The organism is Legionella sp., from assembly GCF_047605385.1.
GTDB lineage: Bacteria > Pseudomonadota > Gammaproteobacteria > Legionellales > Legionellaceae > Legionella.
In genome coordinates this window covers 1-20275 of the sequence record NZ_JASGFU010000048.1, presented here as the reverse complement: position 1 = coordinate 20275, position 20275 = coordinate 1, and the positions used below count along the sequence as shown (strand labels likewise).

The following is a 20275-nucleotide window of genomic DNA, read 5'->3' as shown; positions in this document are numbered from 1 at the left end:
AGAATCTATGTAGTGAAGGGTTGTTTGCGCAAGTAACCGCTGAAGGACCTGATAAAGGTAAAAGTCCTTTTTATTGGCTGTGTGCAACACCTGAAGGTCGTACCTTACTTACAGAGCATTGGGGGGATTTTAACTCGCATCTAAACAGTGAGGAACTGTTTGCACAGATAACCGCTGAAGGACCTGATAAGGGCCAAAGTCCTTTTTTTTATTTTCTATGCTCAACGCTTGCAGGTTATGCCTTACTTACAGAGCATTGGGAGGATTTTAAACCACATCTAAGTAGCGAGAAACTGTTTACACAGATAACCGCTGAAGGACCTGATAAAGGCAAAAGTCCTTTTTATTGGCTGTGTGCAACACCTGAAGGTTATGCCTTACTTACAGAGCATTGGCAGGATTTTAAACCTCATCTAAGTAGCGAGAAACTGTTTACACAGATAACTGCTGAAGGACCTGATAAAGGTAAAAGTCCTTTTTATTGGCTGCGTGCTACGCCTGAAGGTCGCGCTTTACTTACAGAACATTGGGAGGATTTTAAACCGCATCTCTGTAGTGAGGAGTTATTTGCGCAGATGAGCGTTGAAGGACCTTTTAAAGGTATAAGTCCCTTTTATTGGTTGTGCTCAACACCTGAAGATCGTGCCTTACTTATAGCGCATTGGGAGGATTTTAAACCGCATCTAAATAGTGAGGGGTTGTTTGCGCAGATAACTGCTGAAGGACCTGATAAGGGCCAAAGTCCTTTTTATTTTCTATGCTCAACGCTTGCAGGTTATGTCTTACTTACAGAGCATTGGAATGATTTCAAGCAACATCTAAATAGTAAGGGGTTATTTGCACAAATAACCGCTGAAGGACCTGATCAAGGTAAAAGTCCCTTTTATTGGCTATGTACAACACTTGAAGGTTATCTCATACTTGAAGAGCATTGGGATGATTTTAAACCACATCTAAATAGCGAGGAGTTATTTGCCCAGGTAACTGGTGAGGGACCTCATAAGGGTAAAAGTCCCTTTTATTGTCTGTGTACAACACCTGAAGGTCGTGCTTTACTTAAAGAACATTGGCAGGACTTCAAGCAGCATCTAAGTAGTGAGAGATTGTATGCACAAATAACCACTGAAGGACCTGATAAGGACAAAAGTCCTTTTTATTGGCTGTGTGCAACGCCTGAAGGTCGTGCCTTACTTGCAGAGCACGGGGAGGATTTTAAACGGCCTCCAAGTACAGAAAAGGAAATGAGTGTTACTATTTTTGGACTGTTCCCAGAAAAACAGCCCGCAAATACAAAAACCGTTGCTCTATCAGAAAAAAAACTTGAATTTTGAAGCGGTTTCAGTACCTATTTGATCTCAATTTTTGTGCCTGCGGTGGATACTACGTGTGAGCATGCCACCTATTTAGTCCAGATTTTTCTATGTAATTTTATACGCTCTTCAGCCTTGGCAATTGCTTTCCTAATAAAGTGTGCTTCTTCAGATTGTGGTGATACCATTTTTAATAAGCGCTGCCAATATCTTATAGCATCCTCATAAGCATGACTGGCAAAAGCATCCATAGCCAACATTGCTAAAGCATCAGGTTGGTTAGGATTGTTTTTTAAGATATTTTTAAAGATTTTCGTGATTTGTACCGTAAATTGACGCTGATGTAATTGCCATAAGCTATGGGCATAATTGGCTGCATATTGTTCATCATTGGGGTTAAATTGATAAGCCTTGGCAAACGCATCAACCGCATTTTGTTGTTGTTCCTGACTGGCATATAAACGCCCGAGAAGATACCATCCTTTGGCACTTTTAGGAGTATCATCAAGGCGTGCGCGTAATTTATCGATTAATTCTTGCGGACCTTTAATTGATTTAAGCATAGCATCCGCTTGTTTTTGCTTTTCCTGCTGTACCAGATAACCCTGCCATTTACCAAAACTACCCCAGTGGTAATATCCAGTAAACGCTAAAATAAAGATGAGTGGCACTAATAAGATACTGAGTCTCAAGTGACGTTTTAGAGGATAAATAATTAATATACTAGCCAAAAGGGTTATACCGATGAGTAAACTTAATAACCACCATTCATTCATAAAAACCTCTATTTGTGCTTTTATCTAAATCTGACTCGATGACTTGACTGGTATGCTTTCTACCAAAACAGGTTCGCCAAAAAATCAAAATTCCTAGCACTAAAAATAAAGCAGGACCAAACCATAATAAATAGGTCACACCGTTCACTGGGGGACGAAATAAAATAAAATCCCCATAACGTGAAGTCAGATAATCTCTGATTTCACTATCACTTTTACCTTCTTTTATTAAACGATATACCTGGTCACGCAAATCTTTTGCTAAATCAGCATTCGAATCAGCCAAATCTTGATTTTGACACACCAAACAACGTAAATCTTTCAAAAGATGTGCAAATTGTGCTTCTTTACGTGTAGAGTCCAAAGGATAGGTACTATTCGCCCAAGCGGGGCTCATTCCCAAAAATAGGAGTAGACAATATGCAAACATATGTACTTTTATCATGCCGTATGCTCCAATTGCTTCATCAATGGCTGAATTTCTTTTTGCCATAACTCTTGCGTCATCACCCCAGCATGGCGATAACGAATCACTCCTTGTTTATCAACCACAAAGGTTTCGGGTGCACCATAAACACCTAAATCAATGGCTACTTTTCCATCAAGATCTTGAAATACCATCTTGTATGGATTCCCCCAACGCGACAACCACTGCAATGCATCTAGCGTTTCATCTTTATAATTCAAACCATAAATAGGAACCCCTTCACGCGCTAATTGCAACATAACTACTTGTTCCTCAATACAGGCAGCACACCAACTGGCCCAAACATTAAGCAAAATTACTTCATTACGTAATTGCCTGGAGTTGAAATAAACATCATGATTTTGCAATTGCGGCAAATTAAATTGAGGTAAGGATTTACCCAATTGCACTGAAGGCAATTCATGTGGGTTTAAGGCCAAACCCCGCCAAAGAAAAACAGACAACATGATAAACAGAGTAACCGGAAGAATACGCCAACCTATTTTTTTCATGCCTTTACCTCTTTTGTTGCCGCTTTTTTGCGATAATAGCGACGATCAGCCAAGGCTAAGAACCCCCCAGCTAAGATCATAAAACCACCCGCCCAGATCCAACGTACCAAAGGCTTATAATAAAGACGTACAGACCAAGAATCATCTGCCAAAGGCTCGCCCAGTGCCACATAAATATCACGAAATGGCGTCACATCAATCGCCGATTCCGTCATGGTCATTTTTCCAATAGTGTAAAGACGTTTTTCTGGGTAAATTATTTTCGTCTTATTATGGTGACTGATCTTAAATTGTGCCTGTGTCCCTTTATAATTCGGCCCTTCTAACAGCTTTTGTTCTACAAATTGAATAGCATAACCTGCTAAATTAACTGTTTTACCAGGACGCATTTGCACATCATCTTGAACACCATAAGTAGTTGATACAGCAACACCCATCACTGCCGCAGCAACACCTAAATGCGCAATGGCCATTCCCCAGTAAGCTTGACCGACTTGCATTAAATTGCCTCGTTCTTTTATGCGTTTAAGCACTGCATTCATTGTACTTAATACCACCCAAATCGCTAAAGCCATACCAATTAAAGCTGAAACATCTAATTCTTTATGGGTAACTAATAAAAACCCTACAGGAAATAACAAGCTTAGTACGGCAATACGCCATAATTTTTTAAAAATGGCTTGCCAACTGTCTCTATTCCATTTTAAGTGCACACCAAACCCCATAATCAACAACATCGGAATCATTAAGGGGACAAATACTGCATTGAAATAAGGAGCTCCTACAGATAATTTTCCTAAGCCCAAACCATCAACTAGTAAAGGATAAACTGTCCCCATTAATACGGTTAGCATAATCACCATGAGAAATACATTATTTAATAACAAGGCACTTTCACGTGATAAAGGGCTGGGATTCTGTGCCGTATGCAAAGTCTGCGCTCTAAATAAAAACAGCAGTAGTGAACCACCAATGACTACGAGTAAAAATCCAAGAATATATAATCCACGCTGTGGATCCACAGCAAAAGCATGTACCGAGGTTAATACCCCAGAACGAACCAGAAAGGTTCCAATTAAACTTAATGAAAATGCCGCAATAGCTAATAGCATAGTCCAGGCTTTAAATTGCTGACGTTGCTCAGTAACAGCTAAAGAGTGTAATAATGCAGTACCTACTAACCAAGGCATAAACGAAGCATTTTCCACTGGATCCCAAAACCACCAACCACCCCAGCCTAGTTCACGATAAGCCCACCAGCTACCTAAAGTAATACCTGCCGTTAAGCAGCACCAGGCAGCTAAAGTCCAAGGCCTGGTCCATTTAGACCAACTGGTTTCCAGTCTTTTAGCCCATAAAGCAGCAATGGCAAAAGCAAAAGCAACGGAAAAACCGACATATCCCATGTACAACATAGGTGGATGAAATAAAAAACCAGGGTCTTGCAATAAGGGATTTAAATCACGTCCTTGAGTATTCAATACCTGGAATTGACGTAAAAAGGGATTAGAGGTAGTCAATAAAAACAGGATGAATCCAATGCTTAGCCAGCCTAGTACTACTAAAACTCGCGTACGCATTTCCTTATCAAGACCGGCGCTGCAAAAAGCAACCAGCAAAGTCCAAAAACTAAGAATAGCCACCCATAAGAGCATTGAACCTTCATGCCCACCCCAGACAGCACATAATTTATAGAACCATGGCAAGGCGATACTGGAATTATTCACTACATAAATAACGGAAAAATCATCTCTTAAAAAAAGAAGCGTCAACAAAATATATGTTAAGGAGATGAAAAAAAATTGCACTATCACATAAGTTCGTGCTGAATTTATCCAATCAGCACGTTTTAACTGTAATCCGCACCAAGGAATTATAGCCAATGCCATGGAAGCAATTAACGCCAAAATCAATGAGAAAAGACCTACTTCAGCAATCATGAGTTCACCTTATTTGCTAATGCAGCTTTAACCTCAGGCGGCATATAATTCTCATCATGCTTGGCTAAAACGCGTGTAGCCTGAAGATGCTGGTTATCAACCAATTGCCCTTCAACGACCACACCTTGGCCTTCACGAAATAAATCAGGCAATATTCCTCTATGATTTACCGTAATTTTTTGCTTAAAATCAGTGATCTTAAATTCAACAGCCAAACCCTCTTTAGCTCGTATAAAAGAACCTTTATCAACCATACCACCTACACGAATATCACGCTGTAAGGGTGCTTCACCAGCCGCAATCTGCGTTGGGGTGTAAAATAAGCTAATATTTTGCCGCAAGGCATATAAAACCAAACCTGATGCTACGGCAAAAACTACACAGGCAGAAACCAAAATCAATAATTTACGTTTACGAATTGGATTCATAGGTTATCGCTTAAACCATTGTTGTAACTTTTGATGCGTTTGCTTTTTCTTCCATTTCATTCCTAAAATATTTATGATCAAAACAGCACACACCAAACCATAAGCGGGCCAAACATAGAAAGAATATCCACCCATCGCCAACCAATCGCATACTTGATTCATTAAGACTCCTCATCAAATTGCTTCTTGACCCAAGATTGTCTCTTTTCTCTGAGTAATACTTCATGACGTGCTTTTTCTAAAATAATCCACAAAGAATAAAAAAAGAAACCAATAATGGTCAGAAATAAAGGGTACAACATGCTGCCATCAATTTTAGGCTTTGCAAACACTGATAAGGTAGAACCTTGATGCAGGGTATTCCACCAATACACGGAATAATGAATAATAGGTAAATCAATCAAACCCACCAGGGTAAGAATAGCAATGATTTTGTCACCGTCTTCTTTATTTTTCATGGCATGATAAGTAGCTAAAATTGCAGCATATAAAAGGAAAAGTACTAATTCAGAGGTTAAACGCGCATCCCAAACCCACCAGGCACCCCACATTGGTTTGCCCCAGATACTACCAGTAACTAAAGCCAAAAAAGCCATGCAAATACCTAATTGTGCGACCTGACTGATGAGCAAACCGGCAATTTTAATCCGCCAAACTAAAAGCAATATTGCCAAAAAGCCCATCCAGCCGTAAAGTGCCATAGATAGAAAAGCACTAGGTACATGCACATAAATAATACGAAACGCATCGCCCTGCTGATAATCTGATGGGGTAAAAGCTAAGCCCCAGATGATTCCAGTAATCAAAGTAATTAAGGCAATCAATGCTAGTGCTGGAGTTAAACGACTAGCAAAATTATAGAATATTTTCGGGGATGCGAGCTGGTATAATAGTTTCCACATAGGGATAAATGAAATCAAAAAAATCGGATTTTAGCATGTCTGTGGTCTTTCGCAAAATCTCTTACTCTACGTGACAAATACGAATCACTCCTACAATAGCGTAAGGCAAAAAACCCACCGCAAGAACCGACATTGCTAATAATAAAGCCAAATAGGCACTCACAGGTAAACCCTGCATGGCAATTGCTAAAGTGCCACTACCAAAAATTAATAACGGTAAGGTGAGTGGGAGTAAAATCAAAGCCATAAGTACCCCCCGTTGATTAATCCCCACACCAAAAGCAGCAACTAAGGCACAAAGAAATAATAAGGCGGGAGTACCACAAATAATGGTTAACGCCAATACCAGAGTTTCCCAAGCATTGAGCGAAAATAATAAAGCGACTAAAGGACATAAAATCAATAATGGCAGTAGATTAAATAACCAATGCGCCATCACTTTAGTAGTAACCAGCAAAGGTAAAGATTGTCCAGAAACCAACCATTGCTCCATCACCCCCTGTTCATAATCTTGTTGGAATAGACGTTCAGCAGAAAGTAGCATGGATAATAAAATAGCCATCCACACTAAACCAGGAGCGATTGTTCGTAATAAAGTGGGTTCTGGATTCAGGCTTAAAGGAAACATGAATAAAAAAATTAATAAAAACAGACAAGAATTGACTAAAAAATGTATTTGACGCACTTGAATCAATAATTCACGTCGACAGTATTTGCCAAATAAAGACCAGATTGATTTCACAAACAATACTCCTGATATTCAGAGGCATCCAAGGGCAAGGTTTGATGCGAAGTAAGTACTACTGCACCGCCTTGTGCTCTATGGTCAGCTATTTTTGCCATAAGCAATTCCAAAGCCTTAGCATCTAATGCCACTAAAGGCTCATCTAAAAGCCAAAGTTTTGCTTGGGACATCCACAAACGCAGCAAACCCACCTGCCGTTTTTGCCCTGCCGAAAGTAATGCGCAAGATAAGTCTAAATAACGTTCCAGTTTAAAAATGGAAGCTAATTCTTTTAAAGATTGCTTGTGATAATGCAAATCAAAAAAACAATTTTCGCGTACAGTTAAGCTCAGATTGATTCCTGTTTTATGACCAACAAAGCATAATTGCTGCTGATATTCTCTAAGATTGCTATGAATTTCTCGCCCCAAAAAGCGAATTTCACCATGGATAGGGCGATATAAACCAGCGATTAATTTGAGTAACGTAGTTTTTCCTGCGCCATTGGCTCCACGAAGATGGAGCAACCCACCTACAGGTAAATGAAAAGTGACCTCTTTTAATAAAGGTTGTTCCTGGTAATCAAAACTGAGGTTGAATACATTAAGCATGGAGATATTTATTAGCATGTTAGAAGCGAGATCCTACTAAAACTAAAAAACAATACAAGTTTTTTATTTAGAAACCCAACCCCATTATTTAGATCTATAACTCATCCATGGCTAAATATCTTTACATATTGTATGCGCATTTTTATATGTTAATTTCTTTATTTGCTGGAGAGTTCAAGCCATCAATAATAGTTCTCATTTCTTCCTTTTTAAACAGCTACTGGAAAAGCCAAAATCATCTTGCGAACTGGAGCAAGTACAGCCATAATCTCCTTTTATTTTTTGGTAAGGTCTGTGATGGAGTTTTTAAGTCAATACGGTTTGTTTCTTTTAAAAACCTTAACGATTGTTGTTGCTTTTCTGGTAATCTTCGCCGGTTTTTTTTCAATGAGCCGCAAACACAAGCCTAAATTGGAAGTTTCTTCGTTAAATGAGCATTATGAACATTTGCATTCTTTAATCAACAAAGAAGTCTTAGGTAAAAAACCACCGAAGAAGAAGAAAAAGAAAAATGACAAACAACCAGTACTTTATGTTATTGATTTTCATGGCGACATGAAAGCTTCACAAGTTGAGCAATTACGTGAAGAAATTACAGCAATTCTCAGTGTAGCTCGTCAGGAAGATGAAGTGTTAGTACGTTTAGATAGCCCTGGTGGTGTAGTCAACGGTTATGGCTTGGCCGCATCACAACTACAACGTATTCGTGATAAAAATATCCCACTGACCGTAAGTATTGATAAAATCGCTGCAAGTGGTGGTTATTTAATGGCGTGTGTAGCACATCGCATTATTGCAGCACCTTTTGCAATTATTGGTTCAATTGGTGTAGTTACGCAAATTCCTAACTTTTACCGTTGGCTTAAAAAGCATGATATCGATGTTGAACTTTTAACCGCTGGAGAATACAAACGCACCTTGACGCTTTTTAGTGAAAATACAGAAAAAGGTAGAAAAAAGGTACAAGAAGACCTGGAAAAAATTCATATTACATTTAGAAATTATATTATCAATAATCGTGAACATTTGGATATCGATCAAGTAGCCACTGGTGAACATTGGTTAGCCAAAGATGCTTTCGATTTGCATTTAGTTGATGAATTATCTACAAGTGATGATTATCTTATTAATAAGATGTCGGAATATAAGGTTTTCAAACTGACAATTCCGCCAAAAGCAACCTTAGTTAATAAAGTGCTGAAACCCACAATGCGTTTTATGCATCCTTGGGGGTAATTAGCGTATCACGTAAAACAATACCCTTGTTCCTAATATGGCAATCGCACTCAATTTTGAAGGGTATTAAAAAATTAAATAGCTCGCGCAAGCGTTCATTCACATGAACGTTTGCCTGCCCGCTTGCATTTCCGAAATAATATTGCCCTTAGCAACTACTTTTCAGTAAAATACCATCACCAACTTGTGCCCATGGATGAAACTCATAAAATGCAGTATTAATAAAATCACCATTTGGATAATTAGCCGAGCAAAAAACACAGAATAGTCTATAATTAAGCATAGATGCTACCTAAATGGAGTAAATAGGCTATGAGCGACACTAAATCAAAAATACCTGATTTCAAAGAACTTGCATCAATGTCAGGTAAGTTGTTCAATGACATTAAAACCAGTATAGGGCAAATCATTCAGGATTATAAGGATCTTAGAGCGCAATCAGGAATAAATGATGACGGCACTGAAGAAGTTAAAGCCGAAACTCCTAAAACCACAAAGAAAGACAAGCCTGAAGAAGAGCAAAAGTAATTGCCTGAATTACATTGGTGTTAATAGCCTGAATCACACGAAAAAGCGTTATCAGGCTATTCAATTTACACCTCGGCACGCGCAGGACGTGTAAGTCTGTATTTGCGCATTTTTTCTACTAAAGTAGTACGCCGCATATTAAGGTAATTTGCAGCACGTGCCACTACCCAATCAGACTTATTCAATGCTTGACTAATTAACGCCAATTCTGTTTTAACTAAATGCTCTTTTAAATCAATACACTCGGTAGAACTCGCTTCAGGCTCTTGCTTCTCTATATGCCGTAAAACTTCACGCTCATTGGGTTCAATAGCATATTCTGTCTTTACCCCCTCAAGAATACGCATTGGCAAACTTTCTTGACTTACAATCCCATTCGGATAAAGAATCGTCAATCGTTCTACCAAATTTGCCAATTCACGAATATTACCAGGCCAATCATACAGACATAAAGTACGCATGGCTTCAGGCATCAAACGCACAATAGGACGACCTGTTTGTTCAATACGCGAAATTAATTCATTAAATAATAGCGGGATATCTTCACGACGCTCTCTTAAGGGGCTCATTTCAATGGGAAATACATTAAGACGATAAAATAAATCTTCACGGAAATGTCCTTCTTGAATAGCCGTTTCTAAATTGCGATGAGTTGCTGCGATGATACGGACATTCACACCAATACTCTTATTAGAACCTACCCGCTCAAAGCAACGCTCTTGCAATACACGTAGTAGTTTAACCTGCATAGTTAAAGGCATATCCCCGATTTCATCAAGAAATAAAGTACCACCATGTGCCAATTCAAACCGCCCTTGGCGAGAAGTTATCGCTCCCGTAAAAGCTCCTTTTTCATGACCAAACAGTTCACTCTCTAACAATTCAGCAGGAATTGCTCCACAATTAATGGCAATAAAAGGTTTATTTGCTCTGGAAGACAAGGTATGAATATTTCGCGCAACAACTTCCTTTCCAGTTCCAGACTCCCCTAAGATCAAGACGCTAGCCTCAGTATCAGCTACTTGCTCGATAAGTTTACGCGTCTGAAAAATACTGTGACTATTGCCAATTAAACTACGAAGCGAAGGAACTTGTTGCGCACTGGCTAAAATAGATTTGATGGTGTCTCGAGTAATGTGACATTGATGTAAGGCATTAAGAATCTGCGCATAACTGAAGGGAAAAGGTAGGCATGTCACCACATTGCAGTCCATACATTGCTCTACACTTAATTGTTCACCCACAACGATCATAGGCACTTTAGTAAAACGATTAGCTAAGACATTCAATTCTTGCAAAGTTTCTATAATCGATTCACTAACTCCTAAAATAATGACTTTAGGTGTTGGGCTACTATCAATATCTAAACTCCCAAATTTAGCTATGTGCACTGACTCACCAATAAAATCTAAAATAGTGCTCAACTTATCACTGCGACAGACATCATTATCAATGATATATATTAAATCCCCACTACTCATCACTTTATCCTTAAATACCAAAATAATAAATCTCAGCGATAACAAACTATTATTTTAAAAGCCTGACATTCATTACCAAAACATAACTCTTCACTACCAATTGTCCTTGTTGCTCCAACTTGGTTCTCTTTTACAAAATGCTTTGCATTCATAAAGCCTAGATGACGACAAAAAGCATTGGCCGCAGGTGAACCACAATCTTGTTTACGGTTGTAACACCAAGCCACACGATAATGATTAAAGCGTGGATCAGGAAAATTTTGCTCGCGATAATGATAAGGTTTAGGGGGCATATGTGGCAAAGTGGTTATGCAAGAAATGGTCATGAATCCATCGCATTGCCAACCCTTACATCGAGCGCGCGTAGAAATATAATTTGTGAGGCCAACATTATGGGCAATGACTTGTTGATGCACATGCTGATAACCCATCATTTTACAATAATGGTTAGCAATCGCCTTACCACATTTTTTACCATCAGGGGTACAATACGCTAAACGCTCTCCGTGATACTTTGGATGCCAAAAGCTACGAAAAGTCTTATTCTGCTGATTTGAACTATTTGCATGAATCGAAAAAGTACATAATAAAAAAATAAAAATCACTAAATATCGAAAACTGATCATTAAAACAACCTCTTAGCAATTATAAACCCATGTTAGCTTATGCTGCCAAGAGGTACAAGTACAAAGCAATGATAAAGTAAACAGTTATCTCAGAAGTATAGAGTTTCTATCGCCATTATCTTCTGAACGTGATAACTGCTGCTGGATTTACAGCAACACCTGTAACTCCGAAAAATCCACCTCCCAGTGTGGTAACACAACTACTGGAAGTACAACCTGCAGGCATTACCTTAACCGCGCTATTGCCACTGTCCGCCACGTAAACGTCACCGGCAGCATTCACGGCGACCCCTTCAGGGAAATTAAATCCACCTCCTAGCGTGCTAACACAACTACTGGAAGTACACCCTGCAGGCATTACCGTAACTGCAGCACCATTAGCCAAAATAGTCACGTAAACGTGACCAGAGGCATCTACAGCAATACCCCAAGGTTGTGAAAATCCTCCTCCCATAGAGGTAACACAACTACTGGAAGTGCAACCCACAGGTATTATCTTGATCGCATTATAAGACACGTCCGCTACGTAAACGTTACCAGGGGCATCCAAAGCGACACCCACAGGCAAAGTAAATCCACCTCCTAGTGTGGTAACACAACTACTGGAAGTGCAACCTGCAGGCATTACCTTAACCTCACCATGGCCAGTATCAGCTACGTAAATATCACCAGAGGCATCCACGGCGATACCTGAAGGAGAAGAAAATCCCCCTCCTAGAACAGTAACACAGCTACTGGAAGTGCAATCTACCGACATTACATTAACCGTATTATTGATAGTGTCCGTCACGTAAACATGACCAAAGGCATCCACAGCAATACCCTGAACAGAAGAAAATCCTCCTCCTAGAACGGTAACACAACTACTGGAAGTACAATCCGCAGTCATTGCCTTAACTGCATTATTATCATTATCCGCCATAAAGAGCATGAGAGGGACATCGATACTTTGCTGCACTTGGAGCGCAGCATCGTACTGAGCATTCCCTGCTTGGTTCGCATCCAAAATACAAATACCTACTGCATTAAAAGTCACTGTATTGCCACTAATAGAGCACACACTTGTACTGCTGGAATTCACTGTAATCGTCACCGGCAAACCAGAGCTCGCTGTGGCAGCTACATGATACGTTAATCCGACGGTGACGATTGATGGTGGCACACTCGTAAACGTAATCGTTTGATTTTTCTGTGAACTGGAATTTAAATAAATCGTAGCCAATAGGGTGTTGCTGGTTGCAAACAAACAATACCCATTGGCAATAGGGACACAGCCTGTAGGTTGATAACCTGGTGTTAGTATCTTAATTCCTGCCTGGGGATAATAATGATTTACCGTTGTACCAATGGTTAAATTTTTTGTAAATACATGATAATTCTGGCAGGATAACGGTCTTTTGCCGTTTAAGCACAAAATAACATCTACCACCGCCGGGCTTCCTGATTCGGCAATCTTAAATAAAAGACCTGGATTGGCATAAACCCATGAGCTGAGCAAGAACAACCCTACAACCAGTATCTTAATCTTTTGGTTCATCATAATCATCCTTGATCGTTGTATTTCAGAATTAAATACGCACCCCACATACTACAGCATTTGCATAAGCAGAACCCGTGTGCAGGTTATTCATGATCTGAGCCGTAGTACGTCTAAAATGTCCTTGGCCTAAATAAAAAAAGCGGTATCCACATTCCAAAGGCATCGCACCAAACACTTCAGCCAGTTGAAGGTCAACACCTGTGGTAACAGTAAAGGTGGTTGTGGTGTGTCCTGAAAAAGCATGGTCAGGAAGAGTGATTCCATCATCCAAAGAATGCTCGGTAAAGCCTCCGGTTTTCATAAAATTGGGGCCAATCCCTGCATCAATCGTCAAAGATAAGTGCTTAATCGGTAAGTCAGTCCTTGCTTTAGCTGCCGCATAAACAGGGTAATGAGTTACATGATAACCATACGATAAATTAGTGAATAAATTCTCTTGAATTACCAGCCCGGAAACAGAAGTCTTGGGTAAGTAAAAAGCATTCACTCCATAACTTAATTGAACGCGATGCCAATCTTGGCCGTCTATAAAATAACCCCATCCTACAAGACCATTCGAATCATCATGCCGTGTTACAGTAAATTCATCGCCAATCAAGCTCACTATATTTATATGCTGTGCTTTACCCTGATGACTCCAATAACCCCCTGATTGAATGACAACATGTCCTGGTCGCAATCGTGAATGAACCCCAGAATTACCTGCCTCGCCAGAATAAGCCAGGTTATAGCCCAATAATAGTAAACTACCTAATATCCTTATGTTCATCAGTGCTCCTTTTTAAAAATTCATTGAATCTCAATATCATCATTATCTTCTGAACGTGACCACCGATGCTGGATTTACAGCGACACCTGTAGGTCTCATAAATCCTCCTCCCAGAATGCTAACACAACTACTGGACGTGCAACTTGCAGGCATCACCTTAACTTCACTATTACCAGAGTCAGACACGTACACATGGCCAGAAGCATCCACCGTAATATCATCACCGGCAAACCTGAGCTCACCACGGCGGTTACATCATACGTTAATCCTACGGTAATCAATGAGGATGGCGTGCTCGTAAACGTAATTGTTTGATTTTGTTGTGAACTGGAATTTAAAGAAATCGTGGTCGATGTGGTATTACTGGTTGCAAACAAGCAATACCCATTGGCAATAGGAGTACAGCCTATAAGTTGATAACCTGCAGTCAGTATCTTAATTCCTGCTTGCGGATAATAATGATTTATCGTCGTACTAATCATTAAGTCTTGCGCAGACACATGATAATTTTGGCATGATAACGGTCTTTTGCCATTTAAGCATAAAATAATGTCTGCTGACGCCGGAGTGCCTGATTCAGAAATCTTAAATAAAAGGCCTGGATAGCATAAGCCCATGAATTGAGCAAGAATAGCACTACAACCAATATCTTAATCGTTTGGCTTATCATAGATCATCCTTGATATACATTGATAAGAAGTTTTGCTAATTTACTATGTGCTGACAATAACTTCAACACCTCAAAAAAGCAATTAAACAGGATTATCACTATCGATAAATTGATGCTCTAATTGAAAATAAGTAGCTAAGTATTCACCTAAGGCTTGGATACCATAACGCTCTGTTGCATGATGACCGCCAGAATAATAGTGTATACCTAATTCTTTGGCTTGATAATAAGTACGCTCTGAAACTTCTCCACTAATATAAGCTTCCACACCTAAGCAATTTGCCGCTTCAATATAGTCCTGAGCCCCACCACTACACCAAGCAATGCGATTAATAATTTTCTCGCTTCCTTCAATGGTTAAAGGTTGACGTCCTAATTTCTTATTCAGATACTCGGCAAATTCTTTGCTTGTCATCGCTTTAGATAAAGAACCTGACCATAATAAATTGTCCGTACCGCCGGCGGGATGCGTTTGCATATTTTCTACAGCAAATAATTTCCCCAGACAAACATTATTACCTAGCTCTAAATGACAATCCAAAGGCAGATGATAAGCAAATAAATTAAGATCATGACGCAAAAGTTTACTAATCCGTTGCCGCTTCATCCCGGTAATCGTTTGCGCGTCGCCACGCCAAAAATAACCGTGGTGGACTAATAATGCATCCGCATCGTGCGCAATAGCCAGGGAAATTACTTCGTCAGAAGCAGTTACTGCGGTACAAATACGTTGAATTTGCTCTCTGCCCTCAACCTGCAAACCATTAGGCGCGTAATCATTAAAACGATCACAGTTCAATAACTGATGTAAGTGTGAAGAGAGCCCCTTTTTAGTGATCATCGCTCAGAAACTCGCTTAATATCAGCACCCAATAAAGATAATTTTTCTTCAATGCGCTCATAACCTCTATCCACATGGTAAATACGCTCAACGGTAGTTTCCCCTTCAGCTACTAAACCAGCAAGAATCAAGCTTGCAGAAGCACGTAAATCAGTTGCCATTACTGGAGCACCGGCTAATTTTTCTACACCATTAATGAGCGCTGTATTACCATTTAATTGAATTTGAGCGCCCATACGTTGCAATTCTTGAACGTGCATAAAACGATTTTCAAAAATAGTTTCCACTATGGTTGAAGAACCCTCAGCAACTGAGTTCATTGCCATAAATTGTGCTTGCATGTCAGTTGCAAACGCAGGATATGGTGCAGTAGAGATATTCACTGCTTGCGGACGCTTATTGTGCATATTAAGGCTTACCCAATCTTCACCAATAGTTAATTCCGCACCTGCTTCCTCAAATTTACATAATTGTGATAATAAAGTATCTGGGCGCACGCGTTTCACAGTCACATGACCACGAGTTAAGGCACCAGCAGCTAAATAAGTACCTGCTTCAATACGGTCAGACATTACAGAATAAATTCCACCAGAAAGCTTATCTACTCCTTCCACTTCAATAATTGAAGTACCTGCACCAGAAATTTTAGCGCCCATTTGAATAAGGAAATTAGCTAAATCAACTACTTCGGGTTCACGCGCAGCATTTTTAATAATAGTAGTACCTTCAGCAAGTGCTGCAGCCATTAATATGTTTTCAGTACCAGTCACAGTCACAGTATCAAACATAATGCGTTTCCCTTGTAAACGACCGCGTTTGCAACGTGCATTGATGTAACCATTTTTAACGCTAATATCGGCACCCATAGCTTTTAAGGCTTTTAAATGTAAGTCCACAGGACGAGTACCAATCGCACAACCACCAGGCAAAGACACATCTGCTTGACCAAAACGAGCCAACATGGGACCTAAAACCAAGATTGAAGCACGCATGGTTTTTACCAAATCATAAGGCGCAACAAACTCATTCACCTGACTTGCATCAACCTGCACATTCATTTTTTCATCAACGATAAGATGTGCTCCTAGCTGGCCTAAAAGTTCCATCATTGTAGTAATGTCTTTAAGATGAGGAACGTTTGAAATCGTCACATGATCACTGGCAAGTAAACTGGCTGCCATAATCGGTAAAGCTGCATTCTTTGCTCCAGAAATAACCACCTCACCATTTAATGCTTTACCGCCTTTAATTAATAATTTATCCATGTTCTTTTCCCCATTCTTCTTTTGTCCACGTATTCATACTAATTGCATGAAGTTTGCCAGTGGTTATAAACTCTTTTAACTGTGCATAAACCCATTGCTGGCGAGCCACTTTGGATTTATTGATAAATACATCACTGACAACAGTTACCTGGTATTGATAACCATTCCCATCTACTTTGACTAAAAATATCTCGTCAATGGCTCTGAGTTTTTGTTCAACTTCTTCATTACTTAACATTAAAATTAGCTCACAAATTTAAATAAATACAATTTTTTACCGATAAACATCACTAATAAATCACATGGACATGTCATCTCGAACAAAGTAAGAGATCTCCTGAATGTGGCATAGGCTTACTGTATTCAGCATTGTACCACATTCAGAAGATCCTTCGTCGTAAATTCCTCTGGATAACGGGGATTTTTCTGCAGTCATGAGGGTCAATTTTTTAGAGATAAAAACCATTGAGAGATTTTAAAAAACTAAATCGCGTCCAAAATATCTTTTACACCACAAAAATCCGCCAAAGATCGAGTCTCAGGGGACATGCCAATTATCTCAAACGTCTTATTATTTTTTTTGCACAACTTTCTGGCTTCAAGAAGTAATGCCATGCCAGCACTGTCACAGTGCATAACCTCACTTAAATTAAGATTTAAATGAGTGCATGCACTATCCATTATAACTTTAGACAATTTAGCTCGCACCCCTACTACAGATCTGAACGTCAATTCTGATCCTGGTTTAAAATGAATCGTCTTCACCTTATAGAGGCCTTCTTAATTTGGTTATGTTGCATTTGCTTAATCACTTCATCCATACTTGAATTTTGCAATGCTTGAGCAAACTGTGACCTAAAGCTTTGCAATAAACTCACACCTTCAACACTGATGTCATAAATTTTCCATTGCCCATTTTTATCAATCAAACTGTAGGTTAATGGAATGTTTTGACCTTCAGAACGCACAATCACGCTATTCACACGTAAAAAACGAGCATTCACTACACCTCTTACTGGTAAAAATTGTACAGTCTCATCAGAATATTGCGCCAAAGGACTAGAATAAGTACGAATGACTAAACGCGTAAACTCTTGAGAAAATTGTGCTCTTTGTGCTGGTGATGCTTTAGTCCAGGCTTGTCGACCTAAAACTGAACGAGACATCCCAAGAACATCAACAATAGGTAATAAATGCTTTTCTACAGCAGCATAAATAATATTAGGATTGCTTTTTAAATTAGCCTTATTATCTTTCAAAGTTGCAATGATCTCATTTGCTACCTGTTCTAACATAGGAACAGGGGAGCTTTGAGCTATAAGTCCTGGAGATAAAATCACACTGGCAACGAATATAATTGTTTTTAGGATTCTCATTTCTCACCTTATTTTTTAATATTAAATAATAATTGGCCTATCAAATTTTCGAGAATAATTGCTTCTTGCGTTTTTGCAATCACATCCCCGTTGCGTAAATAAGGATGTTTTGTATTCCCTTCATCATCAAATCCGGGAACAATACTGATATAATTAGAACCAAGCAAGCCTTGAGTTAAAATTCGTGCTGAAGAATCTTCATAAGGAATTTTTTTATCGCCGCGTAAACGCATAGTAACCTTGGCATTTAATTCGCTTGGTTGCAATTCAATACGAGTCACTTCACCAATTTTAACTCCCGCCACAGTAACCGGCGCACGCACTTTCAACCCACCGATGTCTGTAAAATCTGCGGTGACATCATAGCTTTTACGTGACATTAAATCAGATAGACTACTAACCTTCATTGCCATAACCAGTAAGGCTAATACCCCAAGCAACATAAATAGGCCAACACTCAAATCTACATACCGTTGCTTACTCATTACCAATCTCCAATCATCATTGCAGTCAACAGAAAATCAAGACCTAGGACAGCCAGAGAAGAAAACACCACTGTTTTTGTGGTTGCTTGACTAATCCCTTCTGCTGTAGGTACACATTCAAAACCTTGAAACACCGCTATCCAGGTCACCACAAAAGCAAAAACCAAACTCTTGATGATACCGCTTAACACATCGATACGAAAATTTACTGCTGCTTGCATGTTGGACCAAAAGCTACCTGCATCAACACCTAACCAATGCACACCAATAAAATATCCACCCAAGATAGCAACTGCTGAAAAAATTAAAGACAATAATGGCAAAGTAATAAACCCCGCCATAAAACGCGGATAAACAACCCGACCTAATGGATCAACACCCATCATATCCATGCTGGATAATTGCTCTGTTGTTTTCATCAGACCAATTTCCGCAGTCAATGCAGAGCCTGCACGCCCTGCAAATAACAAAGCACTAATCACTGGACCAAGCTCTCTAGAGATGCTTAAAGCAAGTAGTTGTCCTAATTGGCTGGCAGCACCAAATTTTTGCAAAGTATTATATCCTTGCAATCCAACTACCATACCTATAAATAAAGCAGATACTACGATGATTAAGCAAGATAAAACGCCAACAAAATAAATTTGATAACGTAGCAGTGGCCATAATTTAGTAATATTGGGATTTCTAAAAAACATCAAAAATAAAAAAACACCAGACTTGCCAAAATTTTGCAAAACACGAGTACCGCGATTACCAAAGCGCGTGATGAGTTCAAGCATCTAATAACTCCTCTGTGTAGGATCTGGCAGGATAATGAAATGGCACAACACCATCTGCTTCCCCATGCATAAATTGTCTTATTTGTGGCTCTGTAGAATGAATAAGTTCATCAGGAGTCCCCTGCCCAATAATATTGCCACCAGAAATTAAGTAAATATAATCGGCAATAGAACAGGTTTCTTCAACATCATGAGAAACAATAATAGTCGTAGTATGTAGCAACTGATTTAAGCGTTTAATTAAACGAACCAAAACTCCTAGAGAAATAGGATCCTGGCCAGTAAACGGCTCATCATACATCATCAATTCCGGATCTAAAACAATCGTGCGCGCTAAAGCAACGCGACGCGCCATCCCTCCAGAAAGTTGTGCTGGCATTAAATGCAAAGCTCCGCGTAATCCTACGGCTTCAAGCTTCATTAATACAATATCACGAATCATGGATTCACTCAGTTGTGTGTGTTCGCGCAAAGGAAAGGCAACATTCTCAAAAACATTAAGATGGGTGAATAACGCCGAACTTTGAAATAAAAGTCCCATGTCACGTCGCGCCTCATAAAGTGCTTTCCGTGATAATCCATGAATGTTTTGCCTATTAACGCTGATAATCCCACTTTCAGGAGTCAACTGTGCTCCGATAAGTTGTAACAGGGTAGTTTTTCCTGAGCCACTTGGCCCCATGATGGCAGTAATCTTCCCCTGCTTCATGATCATGCTAATGCTATTGAAAATGCGCCGACTCTCACGAGTAAAGATTAAATTATCTATTTCAACCCAATTTTCAGGCATGCTTTTATTTTCCACGTTTGGCCAAAAGTAGAATTATATACTGGTTCATGAAAAAAAATGAGGTTTTTAATCTCATTTCCTCTAAAAAAGTCTAATCCATTAACTCCATATGTAATTTTTCCGCATTATTGTTCAATTAAACACCAAATTTAGTCTTATCTATAACTCCCCAGGTATTTAATTGAGCTCACCGGGCTTCCCCTCTCCACCGCGCGCA

Annotated in this window: 27 protein-coding genes; 3 read left to right on the top strand and 24 right to left on the bottom strand. The window is 39.4% G+C overall.

The genetic code is table 11. From position 1 onward, the window contains the following. Window positions 1-1331 (top strand): hypothetical protein (locus QM652_RS10740; RefSeq protein ID WP_415075623.1); only part of this gene is annotated, 1331 nt, incomplete at its 5' end. Window positions 1332-1399: 68 nt separating this feature from the next. On the opposite strand, the gene QM652_RS10735 is transcribed toward QM652_RS10740, so the two are convergent. The 9 genes from QM652_RS10735 to ccmA form a co-directional block, all read right to left on the bottom strand. Beyond that, window positions 1400-2086, bottom strand: a complete 687-nt coding sequence (locus tag QM652_RS10735; RefSeq protein ID WP_415075621.1) for a tetratricopeptide repeat protein — start codon at window positions 2084-2086, stop codon at window positions 1400-1402. After that, a complete protein-coding gene (locus QM652_RS10730) occupies window positions 2079-2516 on the bottom strand; it encodes a cytochrome c-type biogenesis protein CcmH (RefSeq protein WP_415075627.1) in 438 nt (145 codons plus the stop codon). Before QM652_RS10730 ends, QM652_RS10735 begins: the two co-directional genes overlap by 8 nt. A gap of 11 nt (window positions 2517-2527) precedes the next feature. After that, window positions 2528-3064, bottom strand: coding sequence for a DsbE family thiol:disulfide interchange protein (locus tag QM652_RS10725; RefSeq protein ID WP_415075619.1), 537 nt, complete (start codon window positions 3062-3064; stop codon window positions 2528-2530). Then, on the bottom strand, window positions 3061-5004 hold the full coding sequence (locus QM652_RS10720) for a heme lyase CcmF/NrfE family subunit (protein WP_415075617.1): 1944 nt from the start codon (window positions 5002-5004) through the stop codon (window positions 3061-3063). Before QM652_RS10720 ends, QM652_RS10725 begins: the two co-directional genes overlap by 4 nt. Next, window positions 5001-5432 carry a cytochrome c maturation protein CcmE gene (ccmE, locus tag QM652_RS10715; RefSeq protein ID WP_415075615.1) on the bottom strand — a complete coding sequence of 144 codons (432 nt, stop codon included), beginning with the start codon at window positions 5430-5432 and terminating at the stop codon, window positions 5001-5003. Before ccmE ends, QM652_RS10720 begins: the two co-directional genes overlap by 4 nt. Before the next feature lie 3 nt (window positions 5433-5435). Next, entirely contained in the window at window positions 5436-5594 is a 159-nt protein-coding gene (ccmD, locus tag QM652_RS10710; RefSeq protein WP_415075613.1) for a heme exporter protein CcmD, read from the bottom strand. Beyond that, window positions 5594-6334, bottom strand: a complete 741-nt coding sequence (ccmC, locus tag QM652_RS10705; RefSeq protein ID WP_415075611.1) for a heme ABC transporter permease CcmC — start codon at window positions 6332-6334, stop codon at window positions 5594-5596. The genes ccmD and ccmC overlap by 1 nt, the downstream gene beginning before the upstream one ends. A gap of 61 nt (window positions 6335-6395) precedes the next feature. Next, window positions 6396-7076 carry a heme exporter protein CcmB gene (ccmB, locus tag QM652_RS10700; RefSeq protein WP_415075609.1) on the bottom strand — a complete coding sequence of 227 codons (681 nt, stop codon included), beginning with the start codon at window positions 7074-7076 and terminating at the stop codon, window positions 6396-6398. Next, window positions 7073-7669, bottom strand: a complete 597-nt coding sequence (gene ccmA / locus QM652_RS10695) for a cytochrome c biogenesis heme-transporting ATPase CcmA (protein WP_415075625.1) — start codon at window positions 7667-7669, stop codon at window positions 7073-7075. The genes ccmB and ccmA overlap by 4 nt, the downstream gene beginning before the upstream one ends. A gap of 297 nt (window positions 7670-7966) precedes the next feature. Here ccmA and sohB point away from each other — a divergent pair, with 297 nt between their 5' ends. Beyond that, a complete protein-coding gene (gene sohB, locus QM652_RS10690) occupies window positions 7967-8905 on the top strand; it encodes a protease SohB (RefSeq protein WP_415075607.1) in 939 nt (312 codons plus the stop codon). 148 nt (window positions 8906-9053) lie between these two features. Here sohB and QM652_RS10685 read toward each other — a convergent pair whose 3' ends face one another. Further along, the gene (locus tag QM652_RS10685; RefSeq protein WP_415075605.1) at window positions 9054-9188 is read right to left on the bottom strand and encodes a hypothetical protein; all 135 of its coding nucleotides are present in this window, start codon (window positions 9186-9188) and stop codon (window positions 9054-9056) included. A gap of 29 nt (window positions 9189-9217) precedes the next feature. Here QM652_RS10685 and QM652_RS10680 point away from each other — a divergent pair, with 29 nt between their 5' ends. Beyond that, window positions 9218-9433, top strand: a complete 216-nt coding sequence (locus QM652_RS10680; protein WP_415075603.1) for a hypothetical protein — start codon at window positions 9218-9220, stop codon at window positions 9431-9433. A 65-nt stretch (window positions 9434-9498) separates the two neighbouring features. On the opposite strand, the gene QM652_RS10675 is transcribed toward QM652_RS10680, so the two are convergent. From QM652_RS10675 to QM652_RS10610, 14 genes are all read right to left on the bottom strand, one after another. Further along, window positions 9499-10914, bottom strand: coding sequence for a sigma-54 dependent transcriptional regulator (locus QM652_RS10675; protein WP_415075601.1), 1416 nt, complete (start codon window positions 10912-10914; stop codon window positions 9499-9501). 32 nt (window positions 10915-10946) lie between these two features. Then, entirely contained in the window at window positions 10947-11540 is a 594-nt protein-coding gene (locus QM652_RS10670; RefSeq protein ID WP_415075599.1) for a hypothetical protein, read from the bottom strand. A gap of 115 nt (window positions 11541-11655) precedes the next feature. Continuing rightward, window positions 11656-13080, bottom strand: coding sequence for an NHL repeat-containing protein (locus tag QM652_RS10665; RefSeq protein WP_415075597.1), 1425 nt, complete (start codon window positions 13078-13080; stop codon window positions 11656-11658). Window positions 13081-13108: 28 nt separating this feature from the next. After that, entirely contained in the window at window positions 13109-13849 is a 741-nt protein-coding gene (locus QM652_RS10660) for a hypothetical protein (RefSeq protein WP_415075595.1), read from the bottom strand. 42 nt (window positions 13850-13891) lie between these two features. Further along, on the bottom strand, window positions 13892-14041 hold the full coding sequence (locus QM652_RS10655; protein ID WP_415075593.1) for a hypothetical protein: 150 nt from the start codon (window positions 14039-14041) through the stop codon (window positions 13892-13894). Further along, entirely contained in the window at window positions 14002-14466 is a 465-nt protein-coding gene (locus QM652_RS10650) for a hypothetical protein (RefSeq protein WP_415075591.1), read from the bottom strand. Before QM652_RS10650 ends, QM652_RS10655 begins: the two co-directional genes overlap by 40 nt. A 135-nt stretch (window positions 14467-14601) precedes the next feature. Further along, on the bottom strand, window positions 14602-15360 hold the full coding sequence (locus QM652_RS10645) for a Nif3-like dinuclear metal center hexameric protein (protein ID WP_415075589.1): 759 nt from the start codon (window positions 15358-15360) through the stop codon (window positions 14602-14604). Further along, window positions 15357-16625, bottom strand: a complete 1269-nt coding sequence (murA, locus tag QM652_RS10640; protein ID WP_415075587.1) for a UDP-N-acetylglucosamine 1-carboxyvinyltransferase — start codon at window positions 16623-16625, stop codon at window positions 15357-15359. Before murA ends, QM652_RS10645 begins: the two co-directional genes overlap by 4 nt. After that, entirely contained in the window at window positions 16618-16863 is a 246-nt protein-coding gene (locus QM652_RS10635; protein ID WP_415075585.1) for a BolA family protein, read from the bottom strand. The genes murA and QM652_RS10635 overlap by 8 nt, the downstream gene beginning before the upstream one ends. Window positions 16864-17108: 245 nt before the next feature. Beyond that, entirely contained in the window at window positions 17109-17390 is a 282-nt protein-coding gene (locus QM652_RS10630; RefSeq protein ID WP_415075583.1) for an STAS domain-containing protein, read from the bottom strand. Further along, window positions 17387-18001: an MlaC/ttg2D family ABC transporter substrate-binding protein gene (locus tag QM652_RS10625; protein ID WP_415075581.1), complete on the bottom strand. Its 615-nt coding sequence runs from the start codon at window positions 17999-18001 to the stop codon at window positions 17387-17389. The genes QM652_RS10630 and QM652_RS10625 overlap by 4 nt, the downstream gene beginning before the upstream one ends. A gap of 8 nt (window positions 18002-18009) precedes the next feature. Next, window positions 18010-18486: an outer membrane lipid asymmetry maintenance protein MlaD gene (mlaD, locus tag QM652_RS10620; RefSeq protein ID WP_415075579.1), complete on the bottom strand. Its 477-nt coding sequence runs from the start codon at window positions 18484-18486 to the stop codon at window positions 18010-18012. Further along, window positions 18486-19268, bottom strand: coding sequence for a lipid asymmetry maintenance ABC transporter permease subunit MlaE (gene mlaE, locus QM652_RS10615; RefSeq protein WP_415075577.1), 783 nt, complete (start codon window positions 19266-19268; stop codon window positions 18486-18488). Before mlaE ends, mlaD begins: the two co-directional genes overlap by 1 nt. Further along, window positions 19261-20058 (bottom strand): ATP-binding cassette domain-containing protein, encoded by a 798-nt coding sequence (locus QM652_RS10610; RefSeq protein WP_415075575.1) that lies wholly within the window; start codon window positions 20056-20058, stop codon window positions 19261-19263. The genes mlaE and QM652_RS10610 overlap by 8 nt, the downstream gene beginning before the upstream one ends. Window positions 20059-20275 lie beyond the last annotated feature (217 nt).